The sequence below is a fragment of the Pseudomonas mohnii genome, from assembly GCF_900105115.1.
Classification (GTDB): domain Bacteria; phylum Pseudomonadota; class Gammaproteobacteria; order Pseudomonadales; family Pseudomonadaceae; genus Aquipseudomonas; species Aquipseudomonas mohnii.
In genome coordinates this window covers 1,468,509-1,495,493 of the sequence record NZ_FNRV01000001.1, presented here as the reverse complement: position 1 = coordinate 1,495,493, position 26,985 = coordinate 1,468,509, and the positions used below count along the sequence as shown (strand labels likewise).

General features: G+C 61.0%; 25 protein-coding genes. 6 read left to right on the top strand and 19 right to left on the bottom strand.

The genetic code is table 11. The features are described 5' to 3' along the window. Positions 1-2: 2 nt before the first annotated feature. The 3 genes from BLV61_RS07035 (at position 3) to BLV61_RS07025 (ending at position 3,051) form a co-directional block, all read left to right on the top strand. Positions 3-1,037, top strand: coding sequence for an NADP-dependent oxidoreductase (locus BLV61_RS07035; RefSeq protein WP_090463803.1), 1,035 nt, complete (start codon positions 3-5; stop codon positions 1,035-1,037). Between the two features lie 71 nt (positions 1,038-1,108). Then, complete coding sequence (gene recR / locus BLV61_RS07030; RefSeq protein ID WP_008050204.1) at positions 1,109-1,711, top strand: recombination mediator RecR; 603 nt, start codon at positions 1,109-1,111, stop codon at positions 1,709-1,711. A gap of 191 nt (positions 1,712-1,902) precedes the next feature. Next, positions 1,903-3,051 carry an acyl-CoA dehydrogenase family protein gene (locus tag BLV61_RS07025; RefSeq protein WP_090463801.1) on the top strand — a complete coding sequence of 383 codons (1,149 nt, stop codon included), beginning with the start codon at positions 1,903-1,905 and terminating at the stop codon, positions 3,049-3,051. 135 nt (positions 3,052-3,186) lie between these two features. On the opposite strand, the gene BLV61_RS07020 is transcribed toward BLV61_RS07025, so the two are convergent. The 16 genes from BLV61_RS07020 to ccoN (BLV61_RS06945) all read right to left on the bottom strand — a co-directional run bounded on the left by BLV61_RS07020 (position 3,187) and on the right by ccoN (BLV61_RS06945) (position 18,951). Then, complete coding sequence (locus BLV61_RS07020; RefSeq protein WP_047538938.1) at positions 3,187-3,735, bottom strand: adenine phosphoribosyltransferase; 549 nt, start codon at positions 3,733-3,735, stop codon at positions 3,187-3,189. 78 nt (positions 3,736-3,813) lie between these two features. Continuing rightward, positions 3,814-4,548: a fumarate/nitrate reduction transcriptional regulator Fnr gene (gene fnr / locus BLV61_RS07015; RefSeq protein WP_047531430.1), complete on the bottom strand. Its 735-nt coding sequence runs from the start codon at positions 4,546-4,548 to the stop codon at positions 3,814-3,816. A gap of 93 nt (positions 4,549-4,641) precedes the next feature. Further along, a complete protein-coding gene (hemN, locus tag BLV61_RS07010) occupies positions 4,642-6,024 on the bottom strand; it encodes an oxygen-independent coproporphyrinogen III oxidase (RefSeq protein ID WP_047538932.1) in 1,383 nt (460 codons plus the stop codon). 193 nt (positions 6,025-6,217) lie between these two features. Next, positions 6,218-6,901 carry a sulfite exporter TauE/SafE family protein gene (locus BLV61_RS07005; RefSeq protein WP_090463798.1) on the bottom strand — a complete coding sequence of 228 codons (684 nt, stop codon included), beginning with the start codon at positions 6,899-6,901 and terminating at the stop codon, positions 6,218-6,220. Beyond that, positions 6,894-7,112 (bottom strand): cbb3-type cytochrome oxidase assembly protein CcoS, encoded by a 219-nt coding sequence (gene ccoS, locus BLV61_RS07000; RefSeq protein ID WP_047531427.1) that lies wholly within the window; start codon positions 7,110-7,112, stop codon positions 6,894-6,896. Before ccoS ends, BLV61_RS07005 begins: the two co-directional genes overlap by 8 nt. Before the next feature lie 22 nt (positions 7,113-7,134). Next, the gene (locus tag BLV61_RS06995; RefSeq protein ID WP_047531425.1) at positions 7,135-9,585 is read right to left on the bottom strand and encodes a heavy metal translocating P-type ATPase; all 2,451 of its coding nucleotides are present in this window, start codon (positions 9,583-9,585) and stop codon (positions 7,135-7,137) included. Between the two features lie 154 nt (positions 9,586-9,739). After that, positions 9,740-10,279, bottom strand: coding sequence for a FixH family protein (locus tag BLV61_RS06990; protein ID WP_047531423.1), 540 nt, complete (start codon positions 10,277-10,279; stop codon positions 9,740-9,742). 11 nt (positions 10,280-10,290) lie between these two features. Then, a complete protein-coding gene (gene ccoG, locus BLV61_RS06985) occupies positions 10,291-11,706 on the bottom strand; it encodes a cytochrome c oxidase accessory protein CcoG (RefSeq protein WP_047531422.1) in 1,416 nt (471 codons plus the stop codon). 340 nt (positions 11,707-12,046) lie between these two features. Then, the gene (ccoP, locus tag BLV61_RS06980; protein ID WP_047531420.1) at positions 12,047-13,030 is read right to left on the bottom strand and encodes a cytochrome-c oxidase, cbb3-type subunit III; all 984 of its coding nucleotides are present in this window, start codon (positions 13,028-13,030) and stop codon (positions 12,047-12,049) included. Next, positions 13,027-13,212, bottom strand: a complete 186-nt coding sequence (locus BLV61_RS06975) for a CcoQ/FixQ family Cbb3-type cytochrome c oxidase assembly chaperone (RefSeq protein WP_003175465.1) — start codon at positions 13,210-13,212, stop codon at positions 13,027-13,029. The genes ccoP (BLV61_RS06980) and BLV61_RS06975 overlap by 4 nt, the downstream gene beginning before the upstream one ends. 5 nt (positions 13,213-13,217) lie before the next feature. Next, positions 13,218-13,826 carry a cytochrome-c oxidase, cbb3-type subunit II gene (ccoO, locus tag BLV61_RS06970; RefSeq protein ID WP_047531418.1) on the bottom strand — a complete coding sequence of 203 codons (609 nt, stop codon included), beginning with the start codon at positions 13,824-13,826 and terminating at the stop codon, positions 13,218-13,220. After that, entirely contained in the window at positions 13,826-15,268 is a 1,443-nt protein-coding gene (gene ccoN / locus BLV61_RS06965; protein ID WP_047531416.1) for a cytochrome-c oxidase, cbb3-type subunit I, read from the bottom strand. The genes ccoO (BLV61_RS06970) and ccoN (BLV61_RS06965) overlap by 1 nt, the downstream gene beginning before the upstream one ends. Positions 15,269-15,750: 482 nt before the next feature. Continuing rightward, on the bottom strand, positions 15,751-16,704 hold the full coding sequence (ccoP, locus tag BLV61_RS06960) for a cytochrome-c oxidase, cbb3-type subunit III (RefSeq protein WP_047531413.1): 954 nt from the start codon (positions 16,702-16,704) through the stop codon (positions 15,751-15,753). After that, positions 16,701-16,904 (bottom strand): cbb3-type cytochrome oxidase subunit 3, encoded by a 204-nt coding sequence (locus BLV61_RS06955; protein ID WP_047531411.1) that lies wholly within the window; start codon positions 16,902-16,904, stop codon positions 16,701-16,703. Before BLV61_RS06955 ends, ccoP (BLV61_RS06960) begins: the two co-directional genes overlap by 4 nt. 3 nt (positions 16,905-16,907) lie before the next feature. Continuing rightward, entirely contained in the window at positions 16,908-17,516 is a 609-nt protein-coding gene (gene ccoO, locus BLV61_RS06950) for a cytochrome-c oxidase, cbb3-type subunit II (RefSeq protein WP_047531409.1), read from the bottom strand. 10 nt (positions 17,517-17,526) lie between these two features. Next, positions 17,527-18,951, bottom strand: a complete 1,425-nt coding sequence (ccoN, locus tag BLV61_RS06945; RefSeq protein ID WP_090463795.1) for a cytochrome-c oxidase, cbb3-type subunit I — start codon at positions 18,949-18,951, stop codon at positions 17,527-17,529. 95 nt (positions 18,952-19,046) lie between these two features. Here ccoN (BLV61_RS06945) and BLV61_RS06940 point away from each other — a divergent pair, with 95 nt between their 5' ends. Continuing rightward, complete coding sequence (locus BLV61_RS06940; protein WP_090463792.1) at positions 19,047-19,724, top strand: alpha/beta family hydrolase; 678 nt, start codon at positions 19,047-19,049, stop codon at positions 19,722-19,724. Between the two features lie 201 nt (positions 19,725-19,925). Here BLV61_RS06940 and BLV61_RS06935 read toward each other — a convergent pair whose 3' ends face one another. From BLV61_RS06935 to acnA, 3 genes are all read right to left on the bottom strand, one after another. Next, complete coding sequence (locus BLV61_RS06935) at positions 19,926-21,491, bottom strand: methyl-accepting chemotaxis protein (protein WP_047531403.1); 1,566 nt, start codon at positions 21,489-21,491, stop codon at positions 19,926-19,928. 105 nt (positions 21,492-21,596) lie between these two features. After that, a complete protein-coding gene (locus BLV61_RS06930) occupies positions 21,597-22,388 on the bottom strand; it encodes a CPBP family glutamic-type intramembrane protease (protein ID WP_090463789.1) in 792 nt (263 codons plus the stop codon). 191 nt (positions 22,389-22,579) lie between these two features. Continuing rightward, positions 22,580-25,321, bottom strand: coding sequence for an aconitate hydratase AcnA (gene acnA, locus BLV61_RS06925; protein ID WP_090463786.1), 2,742 nt, complete (start codon positions 25,319-25,321; stop codon positions 22,580-22,582). Positions 25,322-25,543: 222 nt separating this feature from the next. Here acnA and rlmM point away from each other — a divergent pair, with 222 nt between their 5' ends. After that, entirely contained in the window at positions 25,544-26,617 is a 1,074-nt protein-coding gene (gene rlmM / locus BLV61_RS06920; protein WP_047531390.1) for a 23S rRNA (cytidine(2498)-2'-O)-methyltransferase RlmM, read from the top strand. A gap of 91 nt (positions 26,618-26,708) precedes the next feature. After that, entirely contained in the window at positions 26,709-26,960 is a 252-nt protein-coding gene (gene tusA, locus BLV61_RS06915) for a sulfurtransferase TusA (protein WP_047531388.1), read from the top strand. The last annotated feature ends 25 nt before the right edge of the window (positions 26,961-26,985 follow it).

The window sequence follows — 26,985 nt, the reverse complement described above, 5'->3', positions numbered from 1 at the left end:
ACATGTCCGACCCCATGACCCTCAACCAACGTATCGTCCTGGCCTCCCGCCCGGTGGGTGCGCCGACGCCCGAGAATTTCCGCCTGGAGCGGGTCGCGTTGCCCGAACTGGCTGAGGGTGAGGTATTGCTCAAGACCCTTTATCTGTCGCTGGACCCTTACATGCGCGGGCGCATGAGTGACGCGCCGTCGTACGCCGCGCCGGTGGAAATCGGCGAGGTGATGACGGGCGGCGCCGTCAGCCGGGTCGAGCGTTCGCTCAATCCCAGGTTCCAGGAAGGCGATCTGGTGGTCGGCGCCACGGGTTGGCAAAGCCATAGCATCAACGACGGTCGCACTATTGTGCCGGTGCCGTCGGGTCTGCCGAGCCCGTCGATGGCCCTGGGGGTCCTCGGCATGCCGGGCATGACCGCTTACATGGTCTTGATGGACATTGGCCAGCCGAAGTCCGGCGAAACGCTGGTGGTCGCGGCCGCATCGGGCGCAGTCGGCTCGGTGGTCGGGCAGGTGGCCAAGATCAAGGGCTTGCGCGTGGTGGGCGTGGCCGGTGGCGCGGACAAGTGCCGCTACGTGGTTGAGGCGTTGGGCTTCGACGCCTGTATCGACCACAAGAGCCCAGACTTCGCCGATGAGCTGGCCCAGGCCTGCCCCAAAGGCATCGATATCTATTATGAAAACGTCGGCGGCAAGGTGTTCGACGCGGTCGTGCCACTGCTCAATCCCAAGGCGCGGATTCCGCTCTGTGGGCTGATCGCTTCGTACAACGCCAGCGAGGCGCCGAGCGGCCCGGATCGCTTGCCGCAATTGCAGCGCACGCTGCTGACCAAGCGCGTGCGAATTCAGGGCTTCATCGTGTTCGACGACTATGGCGACCGTCAGCCGGAATTCGTCAGTGCCATGGCGCCGTGGGTGCGCGACGGCAAGGTCAAGTTCCGCGAAGACGTGGTCGAGGGTCTGGAGCAGGCGCCCGAGGCGTTCATCGGTCTGCTGGAAGGGCGTAACTTCGGCAAACTGGTGGTGCGGGTCGCAAAAGACTGACGCTGCAATTTGACGCTAATCAGAGGCGCGGGTATAAACCGCGTCTCGTTGTTTTGTCGGATTTTTCCCCCATGAGCTTCAGCCCTTTGATTCGCCAACTGATCGATGCCCTGCGAATTTTGCCTGGTGTAGGTCAGAAAACCGCCCAGCGCATGGCGTTGCAGTTGCTCGAACGTGATCGCAGCGGCGGCTCGCGCCTGGCGTTGGCCTTGAGTCAGGCCATGGAAGGTGTCGGTCATTGCCGTTTGTGCCGCACCTTGACTGAAGATGACCTTTGCCCGCAATGCGCGGACACTCGCCGCGACGACACCCTGCTTTGTGTGGTGGAAGGGCCGATGGATGTCTACGCCGTAGAGCAGACCGGGTTTCGCGGTCGCTACTTCGTGCTCAAGGGCCACCTGTCGCCACTCGACGGGCTGGGGCCGGAAGCCATCGGCATTCCGCAATTGATGGCGCGAATCGAGGAGGCGGGCACGTTTGCCGAAGTCATTCTCGCCACCAACCCGACCGTGGAAGGTGAAGCGACTGCGCATTACATCGCCCAATTGCTCAGCAGCAAAGGCCTGATCGCCTCGCGTATCGCCCATGGCGTTCCACTGGGCGGCGAGTTGGAACTGGTGGATGGCGGAACGCTGGCGCATTCGTTTGCCGGGCGTAAGCCGATCAGCTTGTAATGTGTGTCGTTCGAGTTGACGTCATCGCGAGCAGGCTCGCTCCCACAGGTTTTTTGTGTGCACCGCAAATCCAATGTGTGCGAGCTTGCTCGCGATGCGGGCGACACGGTCTATCTGACACACGCACAATCCTGTTGAAAACCAAGCAAGCGCTCGGTTAACGTCGCTGAACCCTTCAGTGGAGTTCGCCGATGCCTGCCTTCCAGGAATACTTCGACCCCAGCCACCAATTGGTCCGCGACAGCGTCAGACGTTTCGTCGAGCGCGAGATTCTTCCGGACATCGACCAGTGGGAAGAAGCCGAAAGCTTCCCCCGCGAGCTTTACCTCAAGGCCGGTGCGGCGGGCATTCTCGGCATCGGTTACCCCGAGAGCCTGGGTGGCAGCCACCAAGGCGATCTGTTCGCCAAGGTCGCCGCCAGCGAAGAGTTGATGCGCTGTGGCTCGGGTGGCCTGGTGGCGGGGCTTGGCTCGCTGGACATCGGCCTGCCGCCGATTCTCAAGTGGGCCAGGCCTGAGGTCCGTGATCGGGTTGTGCCGCAGGTGTTGTCCGGCGAGAAAATCAGCGCTTTGGCCATCACCGAACCCGGCGGCGGTTCCGACGTTGCCAACCTGCAGACCCGCGCCGTGCGTGACGGTGACTTTTACCGGGTCAGTGGCAGTAAAACCTTTATTACCAGCGGCGTGCGCGCGGATTTCTATACTGTCGCCGTGCGAACCGGTGAGCCGGGTTTCGCCGGCATCAGCCTGTTATTGATCGAGAAGGGCACACCCGGTTTCACCGTGGGACGTCAGTTGAAGAAAATGGGTTGGTGGGCGTCGGACACCGCTGAACTGTTCTTCGAAGATTGCCAGGTGCCTGTGGGCCATTTGATTGGCAGCGAGAACATGGGCTTTGCCTGCATCATGGGCAACTTCCAGAGCGAGCGCCTGGCCCTGGCATTGATGGCCAACATGACCGCTCAACTGGCGCTGGAGGAAAGCCTGAAATGGGCGCGGGAGCGTGAGGCCTTTGGCAAGCCCATCGGCAAGTTCCAAGTGATCAAACACCGCCTCGCCGAAATGGCCACGGCACTGGAGGTGTCGCGGGAATTCACCTACCGCCAGGCAGCGAAAATGGCTGCTGGGCTGAGCGTGATCAAGGAAATTTCCATGGCCAAGAACTTTGCGACGGATACGGCGGATCGCATCACCTCGGAGGCGGTGCAGATTCTGGGTGGCATGGGTTACATGCGCGAAAGCCTGGTGGAGCGGTTGTACCGGGATAACCGGATTCTTTCGATCGGCGGCGGTACGCGGGAAGTGATGAACGAGATCATCAGCAAGCAGATGGGGTTGTGAGGCTTGCGGTATAACGACTGACGCTATCGCTGGCAAGCCAGCTCCCACAGAGATCTGCGCGTACACACATCTTGTGCAAGACGAAGAACCCTGTGGGAGCTGGCTTGCCAGCGATGGCGTCAGTGCAGGCGCCGCTTACCTGTCGGTCAGCGCAAACTGCGTCAGGCAGAACGTCGCAATTCCCATGTCTTGCAGACGCTGCGACCCGCCCAGCTCCGGCAAATCAATAATCGCCGCCGCTTCATGCACCCGCGCGCCCATGCGGCGGATCAGGTTAGCCGCTGCAATCAGGGTGCCGCCGGTGGCGATCAGGTCATCGAACATCACCACTGAATCGCCTTCGCAGAGGCTGTCAGCGTGCACTTCCAGAAAGGCTTCACCGTATTCGGTCGCATAGCCTTCGGCCAGCACATCGGCGGGCAGCTTGCCTTGCTTGCGGAACAGCACCAGCGGTTTGTTCAACTGATAGGCCAGTACCGAACCAATCAGGAAACCACGGGCATCCATGGCGCCGATGTGGGTGAAATCAGCCTCGACGTAGCGATGGGCAAAGCTGTCCATCACCAGGCGCAGGGCCGTGGGCGATTGGAACAGCGGGGTGATGTCACGAAAAATCACCCCCGGCTTGGGGAAGTCGATCACGGGGCGAATGAGGGATTTGATGTCGAAGGAGTCGAAGGCCATCGTCAAGGTGTCCTGGCAGGGCTGCAAACGGCGCAGTATACCCGCGGCTGAAACGGTTCGCTCAACCACGGATCGAGATCAGCCTTCGACCGAGCCGCCCGCGAGTGCACAGAGCTGGATCGGATCGAGAATCTGGATTTCCTTGCCTTCGGCGGCGATCAGTTCGTTCTGCTGGAAGCGCGTGAACACCCGCGAAACGGTTTCCACCGCCAGGCCCAGGTAGTTACCGATTTCGTTGCGGGACATGCTCAGGCGGAACTGGTTGGCCGAGAATCCACGGGCGCGAAAACGTGCCGACAGGTTGACCAGGAATGTGGCGATACGCTCGTCAGCGGTCTTTTTCGACAGCAGCAGCATCATCTGTTGATCGTCGCGAATCTCGCGGCTCATCACTCGCATCAGCTGACGGCGCAGCTGCGGCAGTTGCAGGGCCAGTTCGTCGAGACGTTCGAAGGGAATTTCACAGACCGACGTGGTTTCCAGCGCTTGCGCCGACACCGGATGTTTCTCGGTGTCCATGCCCGACAAGCCAACCAGTTCACTCGGCAAGTGAAAACCGGTGAGCTGTTCTTCGCCGACATCGCTCAGGTTGAACGTTTTCAACGCACCGGAGCGTACGGCATAAACGGAGTCGAAGGTGTCACCCTGGCGGAACAGAAACTCGCCTTTTTTCAGCGGGCGTCCACGTTTGACGATTTCATCCAGGGCATCCATGTCTTCCAGGTTGAGCGAAAGTGGCAAACACAGAGGGGCCAGGCTGCAATCCTTGCAATGGGCCTGATTATGAGCACGCAACTTTACTGGCTCAGACATTTCTTCAATCCTTGTGGGAAAACACGCGTAAGACGTAAGGGTAACCCACTGAAGGACATGGAGGCCAGTGTATGGCGGATTTGCCGGCCAGGCTTAGATCACGCGGGAAAACCGTTGGCGATTGTGATGTTCCAGGTACGCATCAAAAACCATGCACACCGAGCGTACCAGCAGGCGGCCGGCCGGCAGCACGGTGATTCGTTCATTGTCGAGTTCGATCAGGCCATCCTTGGCCATATTGTGCAGCTGTGGCCACAGCTCGCCGAAATAGCCCTGAAAGTCGATGTTGAAGGCCTGTTCGATCTGGGCGAACTCCAGGCTGAAATTGCAGATCAGTTGCTGAATGACCGCACGCCGCAGCCGGTCATCGGCGTTGCACAACAGGCCGCGGCTGGTGGCCAGCTGTGAGGAGTCCAAAGCGCTCTGGTACTGATTCAGGTCACTGCTGTTCTGGCAGTACAAGTCGCCGATCTGGCTGATCGCCGACACGCCCAGCCCGATCAAATCGCAATGTCCGTGGGTGGTGTAGCCCTGGAAGTTGCGTTGCAGGGTCGATTCTTCCTGGGCAATCGCCAGTTCGTCGTCCGGCAGGGCGAAGTGGTCCATGCCGATGTAGCGATAACCGGCCGCCGTCAGTTGCTCGATGGTGCGCTGCAACATTTCCAGTTTCTGCGCGGGCGTCGGCAGCTCGTTGCTGTTGATCCGCCGTTGCGGCATGAAGCGTTCCGGCAGGTGAGCGTAGTTGAACACCGAAAGACGATCGGGTTGCAGGTTGATGACTTCTTCGACGGTGCGGGCGAAGTTGTCCGGGGTCTGTCTTGGCAAGCCGTAGATCAGGTCGATGTTGATTGAGCGAAACTGCAAGGTGCGGGCGGCGTCGATCACGGCGCGGGTTTCTTCAAGGCTTTGCAGCCGATTGACGGCACGCTGCACCGCGGGGTCGAGGTCTTGCAGGCCGATACTGACCCGGTTGAAACCCAGCTCCCGGAGCAACCCCATGGTCGACCAATCGGCCTCGCGGGGGTCGATCTCGATACCGTAGTCACCGGAATCGTCGTCCAGCAGATTGAAATGTTTGCGCAGGTGAGCCATCAGCTGACGCAGTTCGTCGTGACTGAGAAAGGTTGGCGTACCGCCACCAAAGTGCAGTTGCTCGACTTTTTGCGCGGGGTCGAGGTGGCAGGCGATCAACTGGATTTCCTGTTCCAGGCGCTGCAGGTAGGGCTGGGCGCGGCCGCGATCCTTGGTGATGACTTTGTTGCAGGCGCAGTAGTAACAGATGTTGGCGCAGAACGGCACATGCACATACAGCGACAACGGGCGCTGAGACTTGCGGCTGTCGCGCAGGGCGTGAAACAGGTCGAACGTGCCGACCTGGCTGTTGAATTGCACGGCGGTCGGGTAGGAGGTATAGCGCGGTCCCGCCAGGTCATAACGGCGGATCAAATCGGTATCCCAACGAATGGCGTCGAGCATCATGCGGGCGTTCCCCCGGATAGGCTGGCAGTGTCGGCCAGTCTAGGGGCTGCGTCGATTGGGCATCTTGATTTGCGTCAAAGTTCGCAATTCGTGCTGTCAGTGCGGGCCTCATCGCGATCAAGCTCGCTTTCCACCGGTGGGGGCGGTCAACGGTGGCCGCGAGGCTGCTCGCGAAGGGCGCGTCGCCGATCTAGTGCCCCATGAGCCAATGCTGATGCGGCCCCGGCAAGGTCCAGATGCCGAACAGCATCACCAGCAACCCGCCGGCCATGCGCACGCTGCGCTTGCGCAACAGCGCCGTCACCCGTTCGGCCGCCAGCCCCGTGGCGAGCAGCACCGGCCAGGTGCCCAACCCGAATGCCAGCATCAGCAACGCACTGTCCAGCGCATTGCCCTGACTGGCCGACCACAGCAGCGTGCTGTAGACCAGGCCGCACGGCAACCAGCCCCAGAGCGCACCCAAGAGCAGCGCACGGGGCACGCTCGACACCGGTAGCAGTGTGTTGGCAACCGGCTGGATATGCCGCCACAGGCCGCGTCCGAGGCTTTCGATGCGGGTCAGGCCGCTCCACCAGCCAGCGAGGTACAAGCCCATCGCGATCAGCAGCAAACCGGCGAGCACCCGCATGAACATCGCCGCCGGACTGTTGGCCACCGCCCAGCCCGCCAGGCCGATCAACAGGCCGGCCGTGGCATAGCTGAGAATGCGCCCGAGGTTGTAGGCCAGCAGCAGGCGAAAGCGGCGGCTGCGTTGTTCCTTGGGGATCGCCAGGGTCAGCGCGCCCATCAGGCCACCGCACATGCCCAGGCAATGACCGCCCCCGAGCAGGCCGAGTATCAACGCCGAGACCAACAGTGGCGCCAATTCAAGCATGGGGCGGCGCCTTGTCGTCGGGTTTGGCCGGATGGCCGCTGGCCTCGTCGACTGCGGCGGTGTGGTTCGGGTCCTGGTCGTCGAACAGGATGCTGTGGGCCGGGCCGTCGAGGTCGTCGTACTGCCCGCTGTCGACCGCCCAGAAGAAGATGTAGACAGCGATGGCCACGATCAGCAGTGCAGCCGGGATCATCACGTAAAGAGCTGGCATCTGGACTCCATGCCCGCGCGGCTCAGGCCGGTAGCGGGCGGGTTTGTGGCGTGCTACTGGTGGCGGGCGCGCTCGGCAGGCGAGTCAGGCGCAGCGCGTTCAGCACCACGGTCAGCGAACTGATGGACATACCGACCGCGGCCCATACCGGAGTGATCCAGCCGAGGGCGGCGAACGGCAACATGAGGCCATTGTACAGCCCGGCCCACAGCAGGTTCTCGATGATTACCCGACGGGTGCGTCGCGCCAGGCTGAAGGCTTGCACCAGGGCATCGAGACGATTGGACAGCAGCACCGCGTCCGCACTGGTTTTCGCCAGATCGGTGGCCGAACCCATGGCCACGCTGATGTCGGCAGCCGCCAGCACCGGCACGTCGTTGACCCCGTCACCGAGCATCAATACCTTGCGACCTTCCTTGTGCAGCTGTTGCAGGACTTGCAGCTTGTCGTCCGGGCGCAATCCGCCGCGGGCTTCGTCGATGCCTAGCTCGGCGGCGACACTGGCGACCATCGGCGAGCTGTCGCCGGACAGCAACAATGTGTGCCAGCCACGCGCCTTGCAGGCATCCAGCAGGGCGCGGGCATCGGCACGCAGGCGGTCGTCGAGGACCAGCCACGCCAGCGGCCCCTGGGTATCGCCGAGCAACAGCCATTGCCCGGCTTCATCCGGCATCGATGGCAGGGCGGTGCCACTGAGTTCGCAGACAAAATCGGGTTGGCCAATACGCAAACGTTGCTCGCCGACCCGTCCTTCGAGGCCGAGGCCGGGGGTGCTGTGCACGTCTTCGGCGGCCAGTGGCGCACGACCAAAGGCGCGGGCAATCGGGTGTTCGGAGCGGTTTTCCAGCGCGGCGGCGAGGCTCAGGCATTGATCGCTGTCCAGGGCGCCGAGAGGGCGGATCGAGCGTAACGCCAGGCGTCCTTCGGTGAGGGTTCCGGTTTTGTCGAAAATCACCGTATCGATCTGGTTCAGGCCTTCGAGCACATGGCCGCGCGTCAACAACAGCCCCAGCTTGTGCAACGTGCCGGTGGCAGCGGTGAGGGCTGTCGGCGTGGCCAGGGACAGGGCGCACGGGCAGGTCGCAACCAGCATCGCCAGGACAATCCAGAAGGCCCGCGAAGCATCCAGCTCCCACCACAGCAGGCCGATGGCAGCGGCGGCGATCAGTGACAGCAGGAGGAACCATTGCGCCGCACGGTCGGCGATTTCCGCCAGTCTTGGCTTTTCAGCCTGGGCGCGATCGAGCAGGCGGACGATGGCGGACAGACGAGTGTCCTGACCCAGGGCCTGGACTTCCACGGTCAACGCGCCTTCGACGTTCAGGGTGCCCGCAGTGACCGCATCGCCCGTGGTCCTGGCCTGTGGCAGGTATTCGCCGGTGAGCAGTGATTCGTCGATGCTCGACTGGCCCTCAAGGATCTTGCCGTCGGCCGGGAGAATCGCGCCGGGGTGCACCAGCACCTGATCGCCGACGCGCAGTTCGCTGAGCAGGATGCGTTCGCTCTGACCGTCCGTACTCAGGCGCAGGCACGAGGCCGGCAGCAAATTGACCAGTTGTGCGGTGGCGGCGGCCGTGCGTTCCCGGGCGCGGCGTTCCAGATAACGCCCCGCCAGCAGGAACAGCGCGAACATGCCGACGGCGTCGAAATACAGTTCACCCACGCCGGTGATCGAGGTCCAGATTCCGGCGATGTAGGCACTGCCAATGGCCAGCGACACAGAAACGTCCATTGTCAGGTGCCGGGTGCGCAGGTCGCGCATTGCGCCTTTGAAGAACGGTGCGCAGCTGTAGAACACGATCGGGGTGGTGAGGAACAGCGCGACCCAGCGCAGGATCGTGTGCAGTTCGGGGCTGAGGTCGATGTTGAATTCCGGCCAGGTGGCCATGGTCGCCATCATCGCCTGGAACCACAGCAATCCGGCGACGCCCAATTGACGCAGGGCCCGGCGGTTTTCGCTGGCCAGTTGTTCGCTGGCGCGGTCGGCCTGGTAGGGGTGGGCGGCGTAACCGATGTGGCGCAACTCGCCGAGCACCTGGCTCAGCGGCAATTGGGCATCGGCCCAACGGACATGCAGGCGATGGTTGGACAGGTTCAGGCGCGCTTCGGCCACGGCGGGCAGTGCACGCAGATGTTTCTCGATCAGCCAGCCACAGGCGGCGCAACTGATGCCTTCCATCAACAGTGTGGTTTCGGCGAGTTCGCCTTCGTGGCGGACAAAGGGTTGTTGCACATCCGCGCGGTCGTACAGCGCCAGTTCGTCCACCAATTGCACCGGTAGCGCTTCAGGGTTGGCCGACGCTTCGCTGCGATGCTGGTAATAGTTTTCCAGCCCGCCGGCAACAATTGCCTCGGCCACCGCCTGGCAACCCGGGCAGCAGAACTCGCGGGTTTGCCCGAGAACCGCCGCGGTGAAACGGCTGCCGGCCGGGACGGGCAGGGCGCAGTGGTAGCAGGGGAGTGGGGTGGTCATCAGGTTTTCACTAGCGCCGCTGAATCTTTGTCTTCAGGAAGGGCCGCATCGCGAGCAAGCTCGCTCCCACAGGGATCATTGGTGATATCAAAATCTGCATACAACAGTGATTGACTGTGGGAGCGAGCTTGCTCGCAATGCGCGAAGCGTGGGTTTATTTTTTCAGGTCTTCCGCGCCTTGCAGCGGCTCGTCTCCGAGCAGCAGGTCCTTGTCATGGCTGACCAGTTCTTCTTCGAACAGACGCCATGTGTGGTCATCCTGGGTGCCGAGCAGTTCGACAAAGCGCCGGCCTTCGACCTTGTCGCTCAATTGACCGATGTAACGGCCCTGTTCGGTTTCACTGCGGGTCAGGACAATCTTGCGGTCCTTTTCCGGTTGGGTCGGCGAGATCAGGTTCAGCTCCACGGTCTTCGGCTGGCTATTGCCGTTCAAGCGCAGATCGACTTCGCCGGTCACGTCATCCAGGTGGACCGCGGCGCGCATCAGCAGGGTCTGGGCGAGCAGTTCACGGTCCAGGGAACGGTTGATGCCTTTGCCGGCCTCGTAGTAGTTGTCGTTGACCAGGTTGTCCGGGTGATTCACCGCAATGGTCACCATGGACAGGGTCAGGGTCACCGAGCAAGCCAGAATCCCGATGATGATCCACGGCCAAAGGTGCTTGTACCAAGGGCTTGCGGCGTTTGCTGCGGGCATGTTCACTTCTCTCAACGATTTTGTGGGCCGATGAATCGGCTCTTGGCTTCAACGTGGATACTGTTGTCATCGGCATCCTTGAGGATGAATTTCACCTCATTGGTGCTCGACGGCAGGTGTTCCGGTGCCACGGACAGTTCAGCCGGCTGGCTCACGATCTCGCCGGCCGCCACTTTGATTTCGCGCTGGCCTTGCAGTTTGAGGTCCGGCAGACCGGCGGCTTCCAGCACGTAGGTATGGTCGCGCTGATCCTTGTTCATGATTTTCAGGCTGTAGACGTTTTCGATTCGCCCTTCGGCGTTTTCACGGTACAGCACGCGGTCCTTGCTGACGTCGAAACCTACCAGCGAACGCATGAAAAACGCAGTGACCAGCAAACTGATCATCGCCAGCAGCACCACGGCATAGCCGATCAGGCGCGGGCGCAGTTTATGGGTTTTCTGCCCGGACAGGTTGTGCTCGGTGGTGTAGCTGATCAGCCCGCGCGGGTACTCCATTTTGTCCATGATGCTGTCACAGGCATCGATGCAGGCGGCGCAACCGATGCACTCGATCTGCAGGCCGTCGCGAATGTCGATGCCGGTGGGGCAGACCTGAACGCACATGGTGCAGTCGATGCAGTCGCCCAGGCCCTGGGCTTTGTAGTCGACGCCTTTCTTGCGCGGGCCACGGCTTTCGCCACGACGCGGGTCGTAGGACACGATCAGCGTGTCCTTGTCGAACATCACACTCTGGAAACGTGCGTACGGGCACATGTAGATGCACACCTGTTCGCGCAGCCAGCCGGCGTTGCCGTAGGTGGCGAGGGTGAAGAATCCGACCCAGAAATACGACCATCCATCGGCTTCGCCGGTGAAAAAGTCGATAACCAACTCACGAATCGGCGAGAAATAGCCGACGAAGGTCATGCCGGTCACAAAGCCAATCAGCAACCACAGGGTGTGCTTGCTGAATTTACGCAGAAACTTGTTGGCGCTCATGGGCGCCTTGTCGAGCTTGATACGCTGGTTGCGGTCGCCTTCGGTGACCTTTTCGCACCACATGAAAATCCAGGTCCAGACGCTCTGCGGGCAGGTGTAGCCGCACCAGATCCGCCCGGCGTACACCGTAATGAAGAACAGGCCGAAGGCGCTGATGATCAAAATGCCCGAGAGCAGGATGAAGTCCTGCGGCCAGAAGGTCGCGCCGAAAATAAAGAATTTTCGCTCCGGCAGATTCCACCAGACGGCCTGATGGCCCGCCCAGCTCAACCAGACCGTGCCGAAATACAACAAGAATAAAAAGGCGCCGCCCATCATCCGCAGGTTGCGGAACAGACCGGTGAAGGCACGGGTGTAGATTTTTTCTCGAGAGGCGTAGAGATCGACGCTGTTGTTCGCGTTTTTACTGGGCGGTGTGACGTCGTGTACCGGAATCTGGTTGCTCATCATTGCATCCCACGGCAGTGGAAAAATGCCCCGGTCAGTACATGCTGGCCGCGGTCAAAAAGAGGTGTTGCAGTGGCGCAATGATACGCCTGTCGCTCTGGCCCAAGGGTGCGACCTTTGGTCGCGTTGGGTGAAATTCATAGATGGTGTAGTGAATGTAACAAAACATGATGCAGGTCAATTGACAGGTGAAGTATAGCTGCCCGGTCTTGAGGTATCGGTGACAACGTTAGCCCACTGTCACGGCAAAGGGGCTGTGTGATCGGGATCATGTCTTGCGGTTACAAAAAAAAGACCCCGTCGAATGACGGGGTCTTTTGCATTGCGTCGAGCGTTTGCCTTACTGAGCGTCTGCCGCCGCAGCCTTCTCGCCGTGAGACAGGCTGTAGACGTAAGCGGCCAGCAGGTGAACCTTGTCGTTACCCTGCAGTTGCTCTTGCGCAGGCATCTGGCCCTGACGGCCGTAACGGATGGTCTGCTGCAGTTGAGCGAAGCTCGAACCGTAGATGAACGCGGCGGGGTGGGTCAGGTTCGGTGCGCCCATTGCCGGGGTGCCTTTGCCTTCCGGACCGTGGCAGGCCACGCAGTTGGCCGCGAACAGTTTCTGGCCGGCAACCGGGTCAGCCTTGGTGCCTTCCGGCAGCTTGCGGCCATCGAGGTTGGTCACCACGAATGCGGCAACGTCGGCAACGCCTTGTTCACCGATCACTTCAGCCCACGCCGGCATGACCGCGTGACGGCCGCCCATGATCGTGGTTTTGATGGTTTCCGGCTCGCCGCCCCAGCGCCAATCGGCGTCGGTCAGGTTAGGGAAGCCATAGGCGCCTTTGGCGTCGGAACCGTGGCAAACCGAGCAGTTGGAGGCGAACAGGCGGCCACCCATCTTCAGGGCTTGCGGGTCCTTGGCGACTTCTTCGATTGGCATGGAAGCGAACTTGGCGAAAATCGGACCGAACCGGGCGTCCGACTTGGCCATTTCCTTTTCCCACTCGTGAACGCCGGTCCAGCCAGTCTGGCCGTTGGCGAACGCGGTCTGCTTCTCGTTATCCAGGTAGTTGTAACCTGGCAACAGGCCTTTCCAGTTGCCCAGGCCCGGGTACAGTACCAGGTAGCCCAGGGCGAAAACGATGGTGCCCACGAACAGCATGAACCACCATTTCGGCAGTGGGTTGTCGTACTCCTCGATCCCGTCGAAGGAGTGGCCAACCGTCTCTTCCGTCACCTCGGTGCGCTGGCCCTTGCGGGTCGACAGCAGCAGCCAGGTCAGGGAAAAGATCGTACCGAGACTGAGGACTGTGACATACAGACTCCAGAATGTAGTCATTCTTTGTTACTCCTAGAAGCTTGCTCGACGTGCTTGATGGCTTCGGGATCATCCGCGAAAGGCAGCAAGGTCGCGTCTTCAAACTCCGACTTGCGCTTTGGGCTGAATACCCACAACGCCAGACCGATGAAGGCCACCATCACGACAACGGTGCCCAGGCCACGAATCATCCCGATATCCATCTAGATCACCGTTTGCTTTTGATGATGGTGCCCAGGCCTTGCAGATAGGCCACCAGCGCGTCCATTTCGGTTTTGCCCTTCACAGCATCCTTGGCGCCGGCGATGTCTTCGTCGGTGTAAGGGACGCCGAGCGTGCGCAAGACTTCCATTTTCCTGGCGGTGTCTTTGCCGTCGAGCTTGTTTTCCACGAGGAACGGGTAGGCCGGCATTTTCGACTCGGGCACGACGTTGCGCGGGTTGTACAAGTGCGCACGTTGCCAGTCATCGGAGTAACGACCGCCGACACGGGCCAGGTCCGGACCGGTACGCTTGGAACCCCACAGGAACGGGTGGTCCCAGACGCTTTCACCGGCGACCGAGTAGTGGCCGTAACGTTCGGTTTCAGCGCGGAACGGGCGGATCATCTGCGAGTGGCAGCCGACACAACCGTTGGCGATGTAAATGTCGCGGCCTTCCAGTTCAAGGGCGGTGCGCGGCTTCATGCCTTCGACCGGCTTGTTGGTGACGTCCTGGAAAAACAGCGGAACGATCTGGGTCAGGCCGCCGATACTGACGGCGATAACCATGAAGAAGGCCAGCAGGCCAATATTCTTCTCGACTGCTTCATGCTTCATCAGTGAGCTCCAACTACAGCAATCTGTTCGGCGGCTTTGGCTTCAACCGGGTTCGAGGCGCGTACGGTACGGAATACGTTGTAGGCCATGAACAGCATGCCGGTGGCGAAGAACGCACCGCCCAGTGCACGGACGATGAAGCCAGGGTGGCTGGCTTGCAGTGCTTCGACGAACGAGTAGGTGAGGGTGCCGTCATCGTTGATCGCACGCCACATCAGACCCTGGGTGATGCCGTTGACCCACATCGAAGCGATGTACAGAACGGTACCGATGGTCGCGAGCCAGAAGTGCGTGTTGATCAGGCCGGTGCTGTGCATCTGCGCGCGGCCGAACAGTTTCGGAATCATGTGGTAGATCGCGCCGATCGAGATCATCGCTACCCAGCCCAGGGCGCCGGCGTGTACGTGGCCGATGGTCCAGTCGGTGTAGTGCGACAGCGAGTTCACGGTCTTGATGGCCATCATCGGGCCTTCGAAGGTCGACATGCCATAGAACGCCAGGGACACGACCAGGAAGCGCAGGATCGGGTCGGTGCGCAGCTTATGCCAGGCGCCCGACAGGGTCATCATGCCGTTAATCATGCCGCCCCAGCTCGGGGCCAGCAGGATGATCGACATCGCCATGCCCAGGGATTGGGCCCAGTCCGGCAGCGCGGTGTAGTGCAGGTGGTGCGGACCGGCCCAGATGTACAGGGTGATCAGTGCCCAGAAGTGCACGATGGACAGGCGATAGGAGTAGATCGGACGCTCGGCCTGCTTCGGAACGAAGTAGTACATCATCCCCAGGAAGCCGGTGGTCAGGAAGAAGCCCACGGCGTTGTGGCCGTACCACCACTGGATCATCGCGTCCGTCGCACCTGCGTAGGCGGAATAGGACTTGAAGAAACTGACTGGCAGGGAGGCGTGGTTGACGATGTGCAGCATCGCGGTCACGAGGATGAAGGCACCGTAGAACCAGTTACCCACATAAATGTGCTTGGTTTTGCGCTTGACGATGGTGCCGAAGAACACCAGAGCGTAGGTGACCCAGACGATGGCCAGCAGAATGGCGAGGGGCCATTCCAGCTCAGCGTATTCCTTGGTGGTGGTGTAACCCAGCGGCAAGGTAACGATGGCGCCGACGATCACCGCTTGCCATCCCCAGAAGGTGAAGGCCGCGAGGCTGTCGGAAATCAGTCGCGTTTGGCAGGTTCGCTGCACGACATAATAAGAAGTGGCAAACAGTGCACATCCACCGAAGGCGAAAATCACCAGGTTGGTGTGCAACGGGCGCAGGCGTCCAAAAGTCGTCCACGGCAGACCGAAATTCAATTCCGGCCATACGAGCTGTGAGGCGATGAAGACACCGAGCCCCATGCCAAGGATCCCCCAGACCACCGTCATGATGGCGAACTGGCGGACTACCTTATAGTTATAAGCAGTCGGACTGATTGCTGTGCTCATTCTAAGGTTCCACGGTTTGGGTGTTTTATTAGGATTAAAAATCGGTCGCAAGTATGTAGAAAGCGGGGGGTCATTGCAACGCGCCATGACCTGGGTCAATGCTTTCAAATGCTGATTCTGCGGCCTTTCCATGCGCCGCGTAAGGACAAATTTGCACGCCGGCAAATTGTCCCGTCGGACTAAATGGGCAAGGGGGTCAGGTCACATGTAACGAGGTGTGTTCAATCGCAACGATCAGATGACCGATGGCAATTCGCGCGACAGCCGGTATCTACCAGCCTTTGCGGCCTGTCATCGAGCTGAATCATCGAACACATCGGTTAGGGTCGACCTGGAACCGGTACTTGCCAGTCCGCATTGGAGCAAGCTTAGACCCGAATCTGGTGAACCGAAAGGAAGACTGAATGAGGGTGCGACAATGGGTCGCAAAGGGGCGGGAAACTGCCGCATTCCGGAGAATGCGGCAGTAGAGCGGTCATCGATTACTCGGTTTTGCCGTCAGCCTGCAAGCGCTCGGTACCGGCAGCGTGCGACAGGCTGTACACATACGCCGCCAGCAATTGAACCTTGTCGTTGCCGAGCAGTTCGCTTTGCGCTGGCATATGGCCCTGGCGACCATGGCGGATGGTTTGTTGCAGCTGCGCCAGGCTTGTACCGTAGATAAAACCGGTCGGGTGCGTCAGATTCGGCGCGCCCATGGCTTCAGTGCCCTGGCCGTTTGCCCCGTGGCAGGCTACGCAGGTGGTGCTGAACAGTTGCTGTCCGGCTTGCAGATCCGCACCGCTGTCGGCGGCCAGCGGCAGGCCGGCCAATCCATGGCGCACATAGGCCGCGACGTTTTTCACGCCGGCTTCACCGAGGATTTCACCCCAGGCCGGCATCGCCGCCATGCGCCCACCCATGATGGTGGTCTTGATGGTGTCAGCGTTGCCGCCCCAGCGCCAATCACGGTCCGTCAGGTTGGGGAAGCCGAATGCACCCTTGGCGTCCGAGCCGTGGCAGACCGAGCAGTTGGAGGCAAACAGGCGCCCGCCCATTTTCAACGCTTGCGGATCCTTGGCTACTTCTTCCAGCGGCATGGCAGCGAATTTGGCGAAGATCGGCCCGAACTTCGCATCAGCCCTGGCCATTTCCTTTTCCCATTCGTGCGCGCCGGTCCAGCCGTTGTCGTAGCCGGGCAGGATGCCTTTCCAGTTGCCCAGGCCCGGATAGAGGATCAAGTAGCCAACGGCAAACACCAGGGTGCCGGCGAACAGCATGAACCACCACTGCGGCAACGGATTATCGTACTCCTCGATGCCGTCGAAGCTATGGCCCATGGTCTGGTCGACGCTGCCCTTGGTTTCGCCCTTGCGGGTGCCGATCAGCAGCCAGGTCAGGCCGATCAGGCTGCCGATGGTCAGTACGCAGATCCACGTACTCCAGAAGGTGGTCATGGCCGGGTACTCCTTGTTGCGGATTCTTGGGGGGTGACACTGTCGGGTTGCGGCTCGTCGGCGAATGGCAGCAGGCGCGCTTCGGCGAATTCCGGATTGCGCTTGCCGTTGAACACCCAGAGCGTCAGGCCGACAAAGGCCACGAACACTACGACCGTGCCCAGGCCGCGAATCATTCCACTGCTTATTTCAAAGACCACGGCTCACCTCTTGCTCTTGATCGCAGTGCCGAGCACTTGCAGGTAGGCGACCAGGGCATCCATTTCCGATTTGCCCTTGAGCGACTCGGTCGCACCGGCGATGTCTTCGTCGGTGTACGGCACGCCGAGGGTGCGCATGGCACGCAGCTTGGTCTCGGTGTGGCTGCTGTCGAGCGCGTTGGCCACCAACCACGGGTAGGCCGGCATTTTCGATTCCGGCACAACGTTGCGCGGGTTGTACAAATGCGCGCGGTGCCAGTCATCGGAGTAACGCGCGCCGACCCGGGCCAGGTCAGGACCGGTGCGTTTCGAGCCCCACAGGAACGGGTGGTCCCAGACACTTTCACCGGCCACCGAGTAGTGCCCGTAGCGTTCGGTCTCGGCGCGGAACGGACGGATCATCTGCGAGTGGCAGCCGACGCAGCCTTCGCGGATGTAGAGGTCGCGGCCTTCGAGTTGCAGCGCGGTGTAGGGCTTCATGCCTTCCACCGGTTTATTGGTCACGTCCTGGAAGAACAGCGGGACGATCTGGGTCAGACCGCCGATGCTCACGGCAAAGATCATCAGCAACAGCAGCAGGCCGACGTTTTTTTCGATTGTTTCGTGTTTCATGGCGGACTCCTCAGGCCATCTGCGCGGCAGCGGCGGCGTCGGCAGGCTGCGAGGCCCGCACGGTGCGCCAGGTGTTGTAAGCCATCAGCAACATGCCGCTGAGGAAGATCGCACCGCCTACCAGCCGCACGATGAAGCCCGGGTGGCTGGCCGCCAGGGTTTCGACGAAGGAGTAGGTCAGCGTCCCGTCTTCGTTGACTGCACGCCACATCAGGCCTTGGGCGATGCCGTTGACCCACATGGAGGCGATGTACAGCACGGTGCCGATGGTGGCGAGCCAGAAGTGCGCATTGATCAGGCCGATGCTGTGCATCTGTGGGCGACCGAAGACTTTCGGGATCATGTGGTACAGCGCGCCGATCGAGATCATTGCTACCCAGCCCAGGGCGCCGGCGTGTACGTGGCCGATGGTCCAGTCGGTGTAGTGGGAGAGCGCGTTGACGGTCTTGATCGCCATCATCGGGCCTTCGAAGGTCGACATGCCGTAAAACGCCAGGGACACGACCAGGAAGCGCAGGATCGGGTCGCTGCGCAACTTATGCCAGGCACCCGAGAGCGTCATCATGCCGTTGATCATGCCGCCCCAGCTCGGCGCCAGCAGGATCAGCGACATCACCATGCCCAGCGACTGTGCCCAGTCCGGCAGCGCGGTGTAGTGCAGGTGGTGCGGACCGGCCCAGATGTACAGGGTGATCAGCGCCCAGAAGTGCACGATGGACAAGCGATAGGAATACACCGGGCGCTCGGCCTGCTTCGGCACGAAGTAATACATCATCCCCAGGAAACCGGCGGTGAGGAAAAAGCCCACGGCGTTGTGCCCGTACCACCACTGAACCATGGCATCGGTCGCGCCGCCATACACCGAGTAGGACTTGGTGAAACTCACCGGCAGCTCAAGGTTGTTGACGATGTGCAGAATCGCCACGGTGACGATGAACGCGCCGAAGAACCAGTTACCGACGTAGATGTGCTTGGTGTTGCGCTTCATGATCGTGCCGAAGAACACCACGGCGTAGGCGACCCAGACAATGGTGATCAGGATATCGATCGGCCATTCCAGCTCGGCGTACTCCTTGGAGCTGGTGTACCCCAGCGGCAGGCTGATGGCGGCCAGCAGGATCACCAGCTGCCAGCCCCAGAAGCAGAACGCGGCGATCTTTGGCGCGAACAGCTGGGTCTGGCAGGTGCGCTGCACCGAGTAGAACGAACTGGCGAACAGGGCGCAGCCGCCGAAGGCGAAGATCACCGCGTTGGTGTGCAGCGGGCGTAAACGGCCGAAACTGGTCCACGGCAAGTTGAAGTTGAGTTCGGGCCAGACCAACTGGGCAGCGAGAAAAACCCCGAGCCCCATGCCGACGATGCCCCACACCACCGTCATAATGGCGAATTGGCGGACCACCTTGTAGTTGTAGGCGGTACTGATAGAAGTGTTCATGGTTCCCCATCCACGGTTCAGCTGAAGTGAGCGCGCTCGCGCAAGGCAGCGCACTCTTCGGCCGGAGTTATAGGCAGACTAAAAGCGAGGCAAGCATGGACAAGAAGCACATGGCCGGTATTGACGGGGATCAATGGGCGCAGTGCGTGCGGGATCATGGATGGCGGTGGGATGCCGGCGTGGCGCCCGCGCACGCGACCTTGATCCTGGCCCATGGTGCCGGAGCGCCGATGGACAGCGACTGGATGAACGACATGGCCACACGCCTCGCGGCGCAAGGCGTCAACGTGCTGCGCTTTGAATTTCCTTACATGGCGCAGCGGCGTGTCGACGGCGGCAAGCGCCCACCCAACCCGGCACCGAAGCTGCTGGAGTGCTGGCGCGAGGTGTACGCCGTGGTGCGACGTCATGTCACTGGGCGCCTGGCCATCGGCGGCAAGTCCATGGGCGGGCGGATGGCCAGTTTGCTGGCGGATGAAATGGGTGCTGATGCGTTGGTGTGCCTGGGCTATCCGTTTTATGCGGTGGGCAAGCCGGAGAAACCGCGAGTAGAGCATCTGGCGGGGTTGAAGGCGCGGACGCTGATCGTGCAGGGCGAACGGGATGCGCTGGGCAATCGCGAGGCGGTCGAGGGGTATGTGTTATCGCCGAGCATCGAGGTGTTCTGGCTGGTGGCGGGGGATCACGACTTGAAGCCGTTGAAGGCTTCGGGGTTTAGCCATGAGCAGCACTTGGCGGCAGCAGCGCAGAAGGTGGCTTCATTCCTTCAATGAGGTTTTGCTGAGGTTGTGATGATCCCATCGCGAGCGGGCTCGCTCACACAGTGATGGGTTGTGTGGCTTGATGGGCTGAACCACGCGAAGCCCTGTGGAAGCAGCTTGCTCGCGATGAGGGACTGCCAGGCGGCATCCCGTTCACAGGCTCAAAAAAACCCGGAAGCTTTCGCGATCCGGGTTTTGTTTTTCCAGCAGCAATCAGCGGTTGAACCGCTCCACCAACGAATACTGGGTATTCGCGGTTTTGGTCAGCTCTTCACTCAGCAGCGCCGAGTTCTGAGCCTGTTCCGAGGTCTGGTCAGCGAGGATGGAAATGTTGCTGATGTTGCGGCTGATCTCCTCGGCGACCGAGCTTTGCTCTTCGGTCGCGGCAGCGATCTGGGTGGTCATGTCCGTGATGTTGGCCACCGCTTCGCTGATGCCGACCAAGGCCTGATCCGCTTCCAGTACCCGCGCCACGCCTTCTTCAGCCTGACGATGCCCGGCTTCCATGGTCTGCACCGCTGTGCTGGCCGTTTGCTGGAGCTTGGCGATCAGGGCGTGAATCTGCCCGGTGGATTCGCTGGTGCGTTGCGCCAATTGGCGTACTTCATCGGCCACCACTGCAAAACCGCGACCCATCTCACCGGCGCGGGCCGCTTCGATGGCAGCGTTGAGTGCCAGCAGGTTGGTCTGGTCGGCGATGCCTTTGATTACGTCGACCACGCCGCCGATTTCGTCGCTGTCCTTGGCCAGTTGGGTCACGGTCTGTCCGGTTTCCCCGACCACCACCGACAGGCGCTGAATGGCTTCGCGGGTTTCCCCGGCGATGTCACGGCCGCGACTGGTCAGGCGATTGGCTTCCTGGGTAGCGTCGGCGGTGCGTTGCACGTGGCTGGCGACTTCCTGGGTGGTGGCGGCCATCTCATTGACGGCGGTGGCCACCTGCTCGGTTTCGACGCGCTGGCGCTCCAGGCCCGAGGAACTGTTGTGGGCCAGGGTGTCGGATTGTTTCGCCTGGTCGGTCAGGTGCTCGGCGGTGTCCTGCAGGCGGGTCAGGCAGGTTTTCAGGCGGGCTTCCTGGCTGAGGATCGACATCTCCAGGCGTGCCTGGGCACCGCTGCTGTCGGTATACATCTGCGCGATCAGCGGGTCGGACGTGGTCTGCTCGGCCAGTCGCAGCAAGCGCTTGATCCCGCGTTGTTGCCAGCTCAGGCCCATCAGGCCCAGCGGCACCGAGAGACCGGCGGCCAGGGCAAACCCCCAGTGGGAGTTCAGCGTGGCGCCAATCATGAAACTCAGTTGGCTGACCAGGATGAACGGCAACCAGTCCTGCAGTATCGGCAACCATTTATCGGAGGAAGGAATGGCCGACTTGCCCTGATTGATGCGCTGGTAAAGCGCTTCGGCACGGCGGATCTGCTCGGCGGTGGGCTTGACCCGCACCGACTCGTAACCGATCACCTGATTGCCTTCGAAGATCGGTGTCACATAGGCGTTGACCCAGTAGTGATCACCGCTCTTGCAGCGATTCTTGACGATACCCATCCATGGCAAGCCTTGTTTCAGTGTTGCCCACATGTGCGAGAACACCGCGGCCGGGACGTCGGGGTGACGCACCAGGTTGTGCGGGGCACGGATCAGTTCTTCCTGAGAAAACCCGCTGATGTCGACGAAGTCGTCGTTGCAGTAGGTGATCAGGCCTTTGGCATCAGTGGTGGAAATCAACCGTTGCTGAGCTGGAAAGGTCCGTTCGCGTTGTGTAATTGGTTGGTTGTTACGCATGGCTTTTTTTATCCGCAAGGCTTTCAAGTGCTGTATCGGCACCCATGGCCATTTGTTGAGACGATTTTTCGATTATCGGTGGCGCGTCGCAAAATGACCCATGCGTCAGCCCGTGAGCATTGGATAGGTGAACAGTCCGAAGTGCAGCAGGTTCAAACCGAAGTGGGTGGCGATGGCGGCAGACAGTCCGCCAAAACGGTAGGCCAGACCATAACCGACGCCGGCCAGGCTCGCCAGCAGTACCCATTGCCAGCCCGCACCGGCATGCGCCAGGCCGAACAGCAGTGAGGTGAGCAGCAGGGCGAGGTTTTCGCCATAAGCCAGGTTTTTCAGGCAACGGTTCAGGCCACCCTGTATATAGCCGCGAAAGAGTGCTTCTTCGACCAGTGTTACCAGTAGCAAGTTGTTGAGCAGCCAGATCCAGGCCTGGTCCGGCCATTTCGGCGCCCAAGCGATGACGCCCAGCAACAGCGCGCCACCCAGTGCCAGCACCGCACTCAAGGTCAACGCCAGCGCGGTGGCATACAGGGACACTCGCAACGACCGCTGGCCGACAATCCATGGGCACACCAACAACAGCCAGAAACCGATCAGGGGTTTGTCCAGATTCAGGTACATGGAAAACGGCAAGGCGTCGTCGGTGAAGCGCTGGGGGGCGATAACGCGACCATTGTAGAAACCGGGCAGCCAGTGCAGCGCCAGTGCCAGGGCCAGAAAGATGAACAGGCCGTGGCCGAGGTAGCGGCCGAACTGAATTGTTTGCTGGCGAGCGGCGAAAGCGGCCATCAGCAACAACGCGACGGAGATTCCGGCGAACCAGCCGAGGTGACCATAGGCCAGGGCCATGCCGTAGCCGAGGGAGAGCAGGGCCAGAAATGTCCATGGCAGGGCGAGCATTGCAAGTCCTTGTGTCTGACGTGCTGTGGGGTGACCCCATCTCCGGTGCAGGAGCGAGCTTGCTCGCGATAGCAGAGGGTCATTCATCATCGTCCATGAATGGTACACCGTCATCGCGAGCAAGCTTGCACATGGATTTTTGTGATCCCAAAAAAACACCGCCCGAAGGCGGTGTCTTTGTCAGCACGCCGTCATGAGGCAATCAACTGGCGCAACACGTAATGCAAGATCCCTCCCGACTTGAAGTATTCCACTTCGTTCAGCGTATCGATTCGGCACAGCACCTCGATTTTCTCGCTCTTGCCGTCTTCACGGGTGATGACCAGGTTCAGGTTCATCCGTGGCGTCAGCTCGACGCCGGTCAGACCCTGGATGTCCAGGGTTTCCTTGCCGGTCAGGTTCAGGCTTTTGCGATTTTGATCGAGTTTGAACTGCAGCGGCAGCACGCCCATTCCCACCAGATTGGAGCGGTGAATACGCTCGAAGCTTTCGGCGATGACCGCTTTGACCCCCAGCAGATTAGTGCCCTTGGCCGCCCAGTCCCGGCTCGACCCGGTGCCGTATTCTTGCCCTGCGATCACCACCAGCGGCGTGCCCGAGGCTTGATAGCGCATCGCCGCGTCGTAGATCGCCAGTTTCTCGCCGGTCGGTATATAGAGGGTGTTGCCACCTTCTTCGCCGCCGAGCATTTCGTTGCGAATACGAATATTGGCGAAGGTGCCGCGCATCATCACTTCATGGTTGCCGCGCCGCGAACCGTAGGAGTTGAAGTCCCGTGGCTCCACGCCTTTCTCGCGCAGATAGCGCCCCGCCGGGCTGTCGGCCTTGATGTTGCCGGCCGGGGAAATGTGGTCGGTGGTCACCGAATCGCCCAGCAGCGCGAGGACGCGGGCGCCGGCAATGTCCTTGACCACGGGGGGCGGCCCGCCGATGTCATCGAAGAACGGTGGATGCTGGATGTAGGTCGAATCCGCCTGCCAGACGTAAGTCGCGGCCTGCGGCACTTCGATGGCTTGCCACTGCTCGTCGCCGGCGAACACTTCGGCGTACTCCTTGTGGAACATCGCGGTGTTGACTTGCTCCACGGCTTCGGCGATTTCCTTGCTGCTCGGCCAGATATCGCGCAGGTACACCAGGTTGCCGTGTTGGTCTTTGCCCAGCGGCTCGGTGCTGAGGTCGATGCGCACGGTGCCCGCCAATGCATAGGCGACCACCAGCGGTGGGGAGGCCAGCCAGTTGGTTTTCACCAGCGGATGCACCCGGCCCTCAAAGTTGCGGTTGCCCGAGAGCACCGAGGCCACGGTCAGGTCGGCCTGCTGGATGGCTTTTTCGATCGGTTCCGACAGCGGCCCGGAGTTGCCGATGCAGGTGGTGCAGCCGTAGCCGACCAGGGCGAAACCCAGTTGATCCAGATACTGCGTGAGCCCGGCTGCCTTGTAGTAGTCGGTGACCACTTTCGAGCCAGGAGCCAGCGAGCTTTTCACCCAGGGTTTGCGTTGCAGGCCTCTTTCCACGGCTTTTTTCGCCACCAGCCCGGCGGCCATCATGACGCTCGGATTGGAGGTGTTGGTGCAGGAGGTGATCGCGGCAATCACCACCGCGCCGTTTTTCAGCCGATGGGTCTGGCCTTCGTATTCATAGTCCGCTTCGCCGGCCATGTCCGCATTGCCCACGGCCACACCGCCACCGCCCTCGCTTTCGAGGCGGCCTTCTTCCTTGCTGGTGGGTTTGAGCTGGACGCCGAGGAAATCGCTGAACGCTTGCGCGACGTTCGGCAGCGACACGCGGTCTTGCGGGCGTTTCGGCCCGGCGAGGCTGGCTTCGACGCTGCCCATGTCCAGCGCGAGGCTGTCGGTGAATACGGGTTCTTTGCCCGGCAGGCGCCACAGGCCCTGCGCCTTGCTGTAGGCCTCGACCAATTTGACGGTCGAGAGGGGGCGGCCGGACAGACGCAGATACTCCAGCGTCACCTCGTCCACCGGGAAGAAACCGCAGGTGGCGCCGTATTCCGGGGCCATGTTGGCGATGGTCGCGCGGTCGGCCAACGGCAAGTCAGCCAGCCCGTCACCATAGAATTCGACGAACTTGCCGACCACGCCTTTCTTGCGCAGCATCTGGGTGACCGTCAGCACCAGGTCGGTGGCGGTGATGCCTTCCTTGAGTTTGCCGCTGAGCTTGAAGCCGATCACTTCGGGAATCAGCATCGACACCGGCTGGCCGAGCATCGCCGCTTCCGCTTCGATCCCGCCAACGCCCCAGCCGAGCACGCCAAGGCCGTTGATCATGGTGGTGTGGGAGTCGGTGCCCACCAGTGTGTCCGGGAAGGCGTAGGTGCGTCCGTCCTCGTCCTTGGTCCAGACCGTGCGACCGAGGTATTCGAGGTTCACCTGGTGGCAGATCCCGGTGCCCGGCGGCACCACGCTGAAGTTGTCGAAGGCGCTCTGGCCCCAGCGCAGGAAGGCATAACGTTCGCCGTTGCGCTGCATTTCGATGTCGACGTTCTGTTCGAAGGCGCTGCTGCTGGCGAATTTGTCGACCATCACTGAGTGGTCGATCACCAGGTCTACCGGCGACAGTGGATTGATTCGTTGCGGATCACCGCCAGCCTTGGCCATCGCCGCACGCATGGCCGCCAAGTCGACCACGGCGGGCACGCCAGTGAAGTCTTGCATCAGCACCCGCGCCGGGCGGTACTGGATTTCGCGGTCGGAGCGGCGTTCCTTGAGCCAGGCAGCAATCGCCTTGAGGTCGGCGCCGGTGACGGTTTTTTCGTCTTCCCAGCGCAGCAGGTTTTCCAGCAGCACTTTCAACGACATCGGCAGCTTGTCCAGATCGCCCAGGCTCTTGGCGGCATCCGGCAGGCTGAAATAGTGATAAGTCTTGTCGTCGACTTGCAGGGTTTTAAGGGTGTTCAAACTGTTGAGGGAGGGCATTGCAATCACTCCTTTGAGTCCGCACGGCTACGGACGGAGGGGACGGGCAGAGCATTAAACCTAGCCCTGTTTTGAGTAGCTGGCTAATTACTGGACTCTATCGATAAGTCCGAGGTTCCGAAGTCAGTTATCATGCGCCGGTTTTCGTGACAGGCTTTGCTTCAACGCAAGTCTGGGCATCGCGCAGTGGTTGAATGTCTCGCCATCTGCCCAGGAGTAAGAATGAACACCCTCTTTATGCACTGCCGGCCGGGCTTCGAAGGTGAAGTCTGTTCCGAGATTTCTGACCTCGCCGCGCGGCTGAACGTGGCCGGTTATGCCAAGGCCAAGACCGCCAGCGCCTGCGCCGAATTCGTCTGCACCGAAGAAGACGGCGCCGAACGGTTGATGCGCGGTCAGCGTTTCGATCAATTGATCTTCCCGCGCCAGTGGGCTCGGGGGATCTTCATCGATTTGCCGGAAACCGATCGCATCAGCGTGATCCTCGCCCATATGGCCGACTTTCCGCTGTGCGGCAGCCTGTGGCTGGAGATGGTCGATACCAACGACGGCAAGGAACTGTCGAATTTCTGCAAGAAATTCGAAGTCCACCTGCGCAAGGCGCTGATGGCTGCCGGAAAACTGGTGGAAGACGCCCACAAGCCACGTCTGTTGCTGACCTTCAAAAGCGGCCGCGAAGTGTTCATGGGCCTGGCAGAGGCGAACAACTCGGCGATGTGGCCGATGGGCATTCCACGTTTGAAATTCCCCCGCGAGGCGCCAAGCCGCTCGACACTGAAGCTGGAAGAGGCGTGGCACCATTTCATCCCGCGCGACCAGTGGGATGAGCGCCTGCACGGCGACATGACCGGCGTCGATCTGGGCGCTGCGCCCGGTGGCTGGACCTGGCAACTGGTCAATCGGGGCATGCTGGTGACTGCCATCGACAACGGCCCGATGGCCGAAAGCCTGATGGATACCGGGTTGGTGCAACACCTGATGGCCGACGGTTTCACCTTCAAGCCCAAGCAACCGGTGGACTGGATGGTGTGCGACATCGTCGAAAAACCGGCGCGTAACGCCGCGATGCTCGAAGAATGGATTGGCGAGGGGCATTGCCGCGAAGCCGTGGTCAACCTCAAGTTGCCGATGAAACAGCGTTACGCCGAAGTGAAGCGCCTGCTGGAGCGGATCGCCGACGGCTTCAAGGCGCGGGGCATCAAGGTCGAGATTGGCTGCAAACAGCTGTATCACGACCGTGAGGAAGTGACCTGCCATTTGCGTCGACTGGATGTGAAGAAGCCGAAGTCCCGCTGATCAGATAAAACCTGTGTGTGCGGGCGTAATGCCACAGATGACCGAACACCCGGCAATGCGCGAGAATGCCGGCAAGTTTCAGGAGTAAATCATGAGTGAAATGATCGATACACCGGTTGATGGCACTCTGGACGCCACCGGCCTCAACTGCCCGGAGCCGGTCATGATGCTGCACCAGCACATCCGTGACCTGGCGCCTGGCGGTCTGCTGAAGGTGATCGCCACCGATCCTTCGACCCGGCGCGACATCCCCAAATTCTGCGTGTTTCTCGATCACGAACTGGTCGGTCAGCAGGAAGAGGCAGGCACTTACCTGTACTGGATCCGCAAGAAGTCCGAATAACCGACGCTGACCTCTGTAGGAGCGA

Coding starts and splice junctions, on each gene's coding strand:
- hemN (WP_047538932.1), bottom strand. CDS start 6,024: ATGCTCGACGCCATTCGTTGGGATACCGATTTGATCCGCCGTTATGAC.
- recR (WP_008050204.1), top strand. CDS start 1,109: ATGAGCTTCAGCCCTTTGATTCGCCAACTGATCGATGCCCTGCGAATT.
- BLV61_RS06940 (WP_090463792.1), top strand. CDS start 19,047: ATGGACAAGAAGCACATGGCCGGTATTGACGGGGATCAATGGGCGCAG.
- ccoP (WP_047531413.1), bottom strand. CDS start 16,704: ATGACCACCTTCTGGAGTACGTGGATCTGCGTACTGACCATCGGCAGC.
- fnr (WP_047531430.1), bottom strand. CDS start 4,548: ATGTCTGAGCCAGTAAAGTTGCGTGCTCATAATCAGGCCCATTGCAAG.
- ccoS (WP_047531427.1), bottom strand. CDS start 7,112: ATGCCAGCTCTTTACGTGATGATCCCGGCTGCACTGCTGATCGTGGCC.
- BLV61_RS06935 (WP_047531403.1), bottom strand. CDS start 21,491: ATGCGTAACAACCAACCAATTACACAACGCGAACGGACCTTTCCAGCT.
- BLV61_RS06995 (WP_047531425.1), bottom strand. CDS start 9,585: ATGACCACCCCACTCCCCTGCTACCACTGCGCCCTGCCCGTCCCGGCC.
- BLV61_RS07035 (WP_090463803.1), top strand. CDS start 3: ATGTCCGACCCCATGACCCTCAACCAACGTATCGTCCTGGCCTCCCGC.
- ccoN (WP_047531416.1), bottom strand. CDS start 15,268: ATGAGCACAGCAATCAGTCCGACTGCTTATAACTATAAGGTAGTCCGC.
- ccoP (WP_047531420.1), bottom strand. CDS start 13,030: ATGACTACATTCTGGAGTCTGTATGTCACAGTCCTCAGTCTCGGTACG.
- rlmM (WP_047531390.1), top strand. CDS start 25,544: ATGAACACCCTCTTTATGCACTGCCGGCCGGGCTTCGAAGGTGAAGTC.
- ccoO (WP_047531418.1), bottom strand. CDS start 13,826: ATGAAGCATGAAGCAGTCGAGAAGAATATTGGCCTGCTGGCCTTCTTC.
- tusA (WP_047531388.1), top strand. CDS start 26,709: ATGAGTGAAATGATCGATACACCGGTTGATGGCACTCTGGACGCCACC.
- BLV61_RS06990 (WP_047531423.1), bottom strand. CDS start 10,279: ATGCCCGCAGCAAACGCCGCAAGCCCTTGGTACAAGCACCTTTGGCCG.
- BLV61_RS07020 (WP_047538938.1), bottom strand. CDS start 3,735: ATGGCCTTCGACTCCTTCGACATCAAATCCCTCATTCGCCCCGTGATC.
- BLV61_RS06930 (WP_090463789.1), bottom strand. CDS start 22,388: ATGCTCGCCCTGCCATGGACATTTCTGGCCCTGCTCTCCCTCGGCTAC.
- ccoN (WP_090463795.1), bottom strand. CDS start 18,951: ATGAACACTTCTATCAGTACCGCCTACAACTACAAGGTGGTCCGCCAA.
- BLV61_RS07005 (WP_090463798.1), bottom strand. CDS start 6,901: ATGCTTGAATTGGCGCCACTGTTGGTCTCGGCGTTGATACTCGGCCTG.
- ccoG (WP_047531422.1), bottom strand. CDS start 11,706: ATGAGCAACCAGATTCCGGTACACGACGTCACACCGCCCAGTAAAAAC.
- BLV61_RS06975 (WP_003175465.1), bottom strand. CDS start 13,212: ATGGATATCGGGATGATTCGTGGCCTGGGCACCGTTGTCGTGATGGTG.
- BLV61_RS07025 (WP_090463801.1), top strand. CDS start 1,903: ATGCCTGCCTTCCAGGAATACTTCGACCCCAGCCACCAATTGGTCCGC.
- acnA (WP_090463786.1), bottom strand. CDS start 25,321: ATGCCCTCCCTCAACAGTTTGAACACCCTTAAAACCCTGCAAGTCGAC.
- ccoO (WP_047531409.1), bottom strand. CDS start 17,516: ATGAAACACGAAACAATCGAAAAAAACGTCGGCCTGCTGCTGTTGCTG.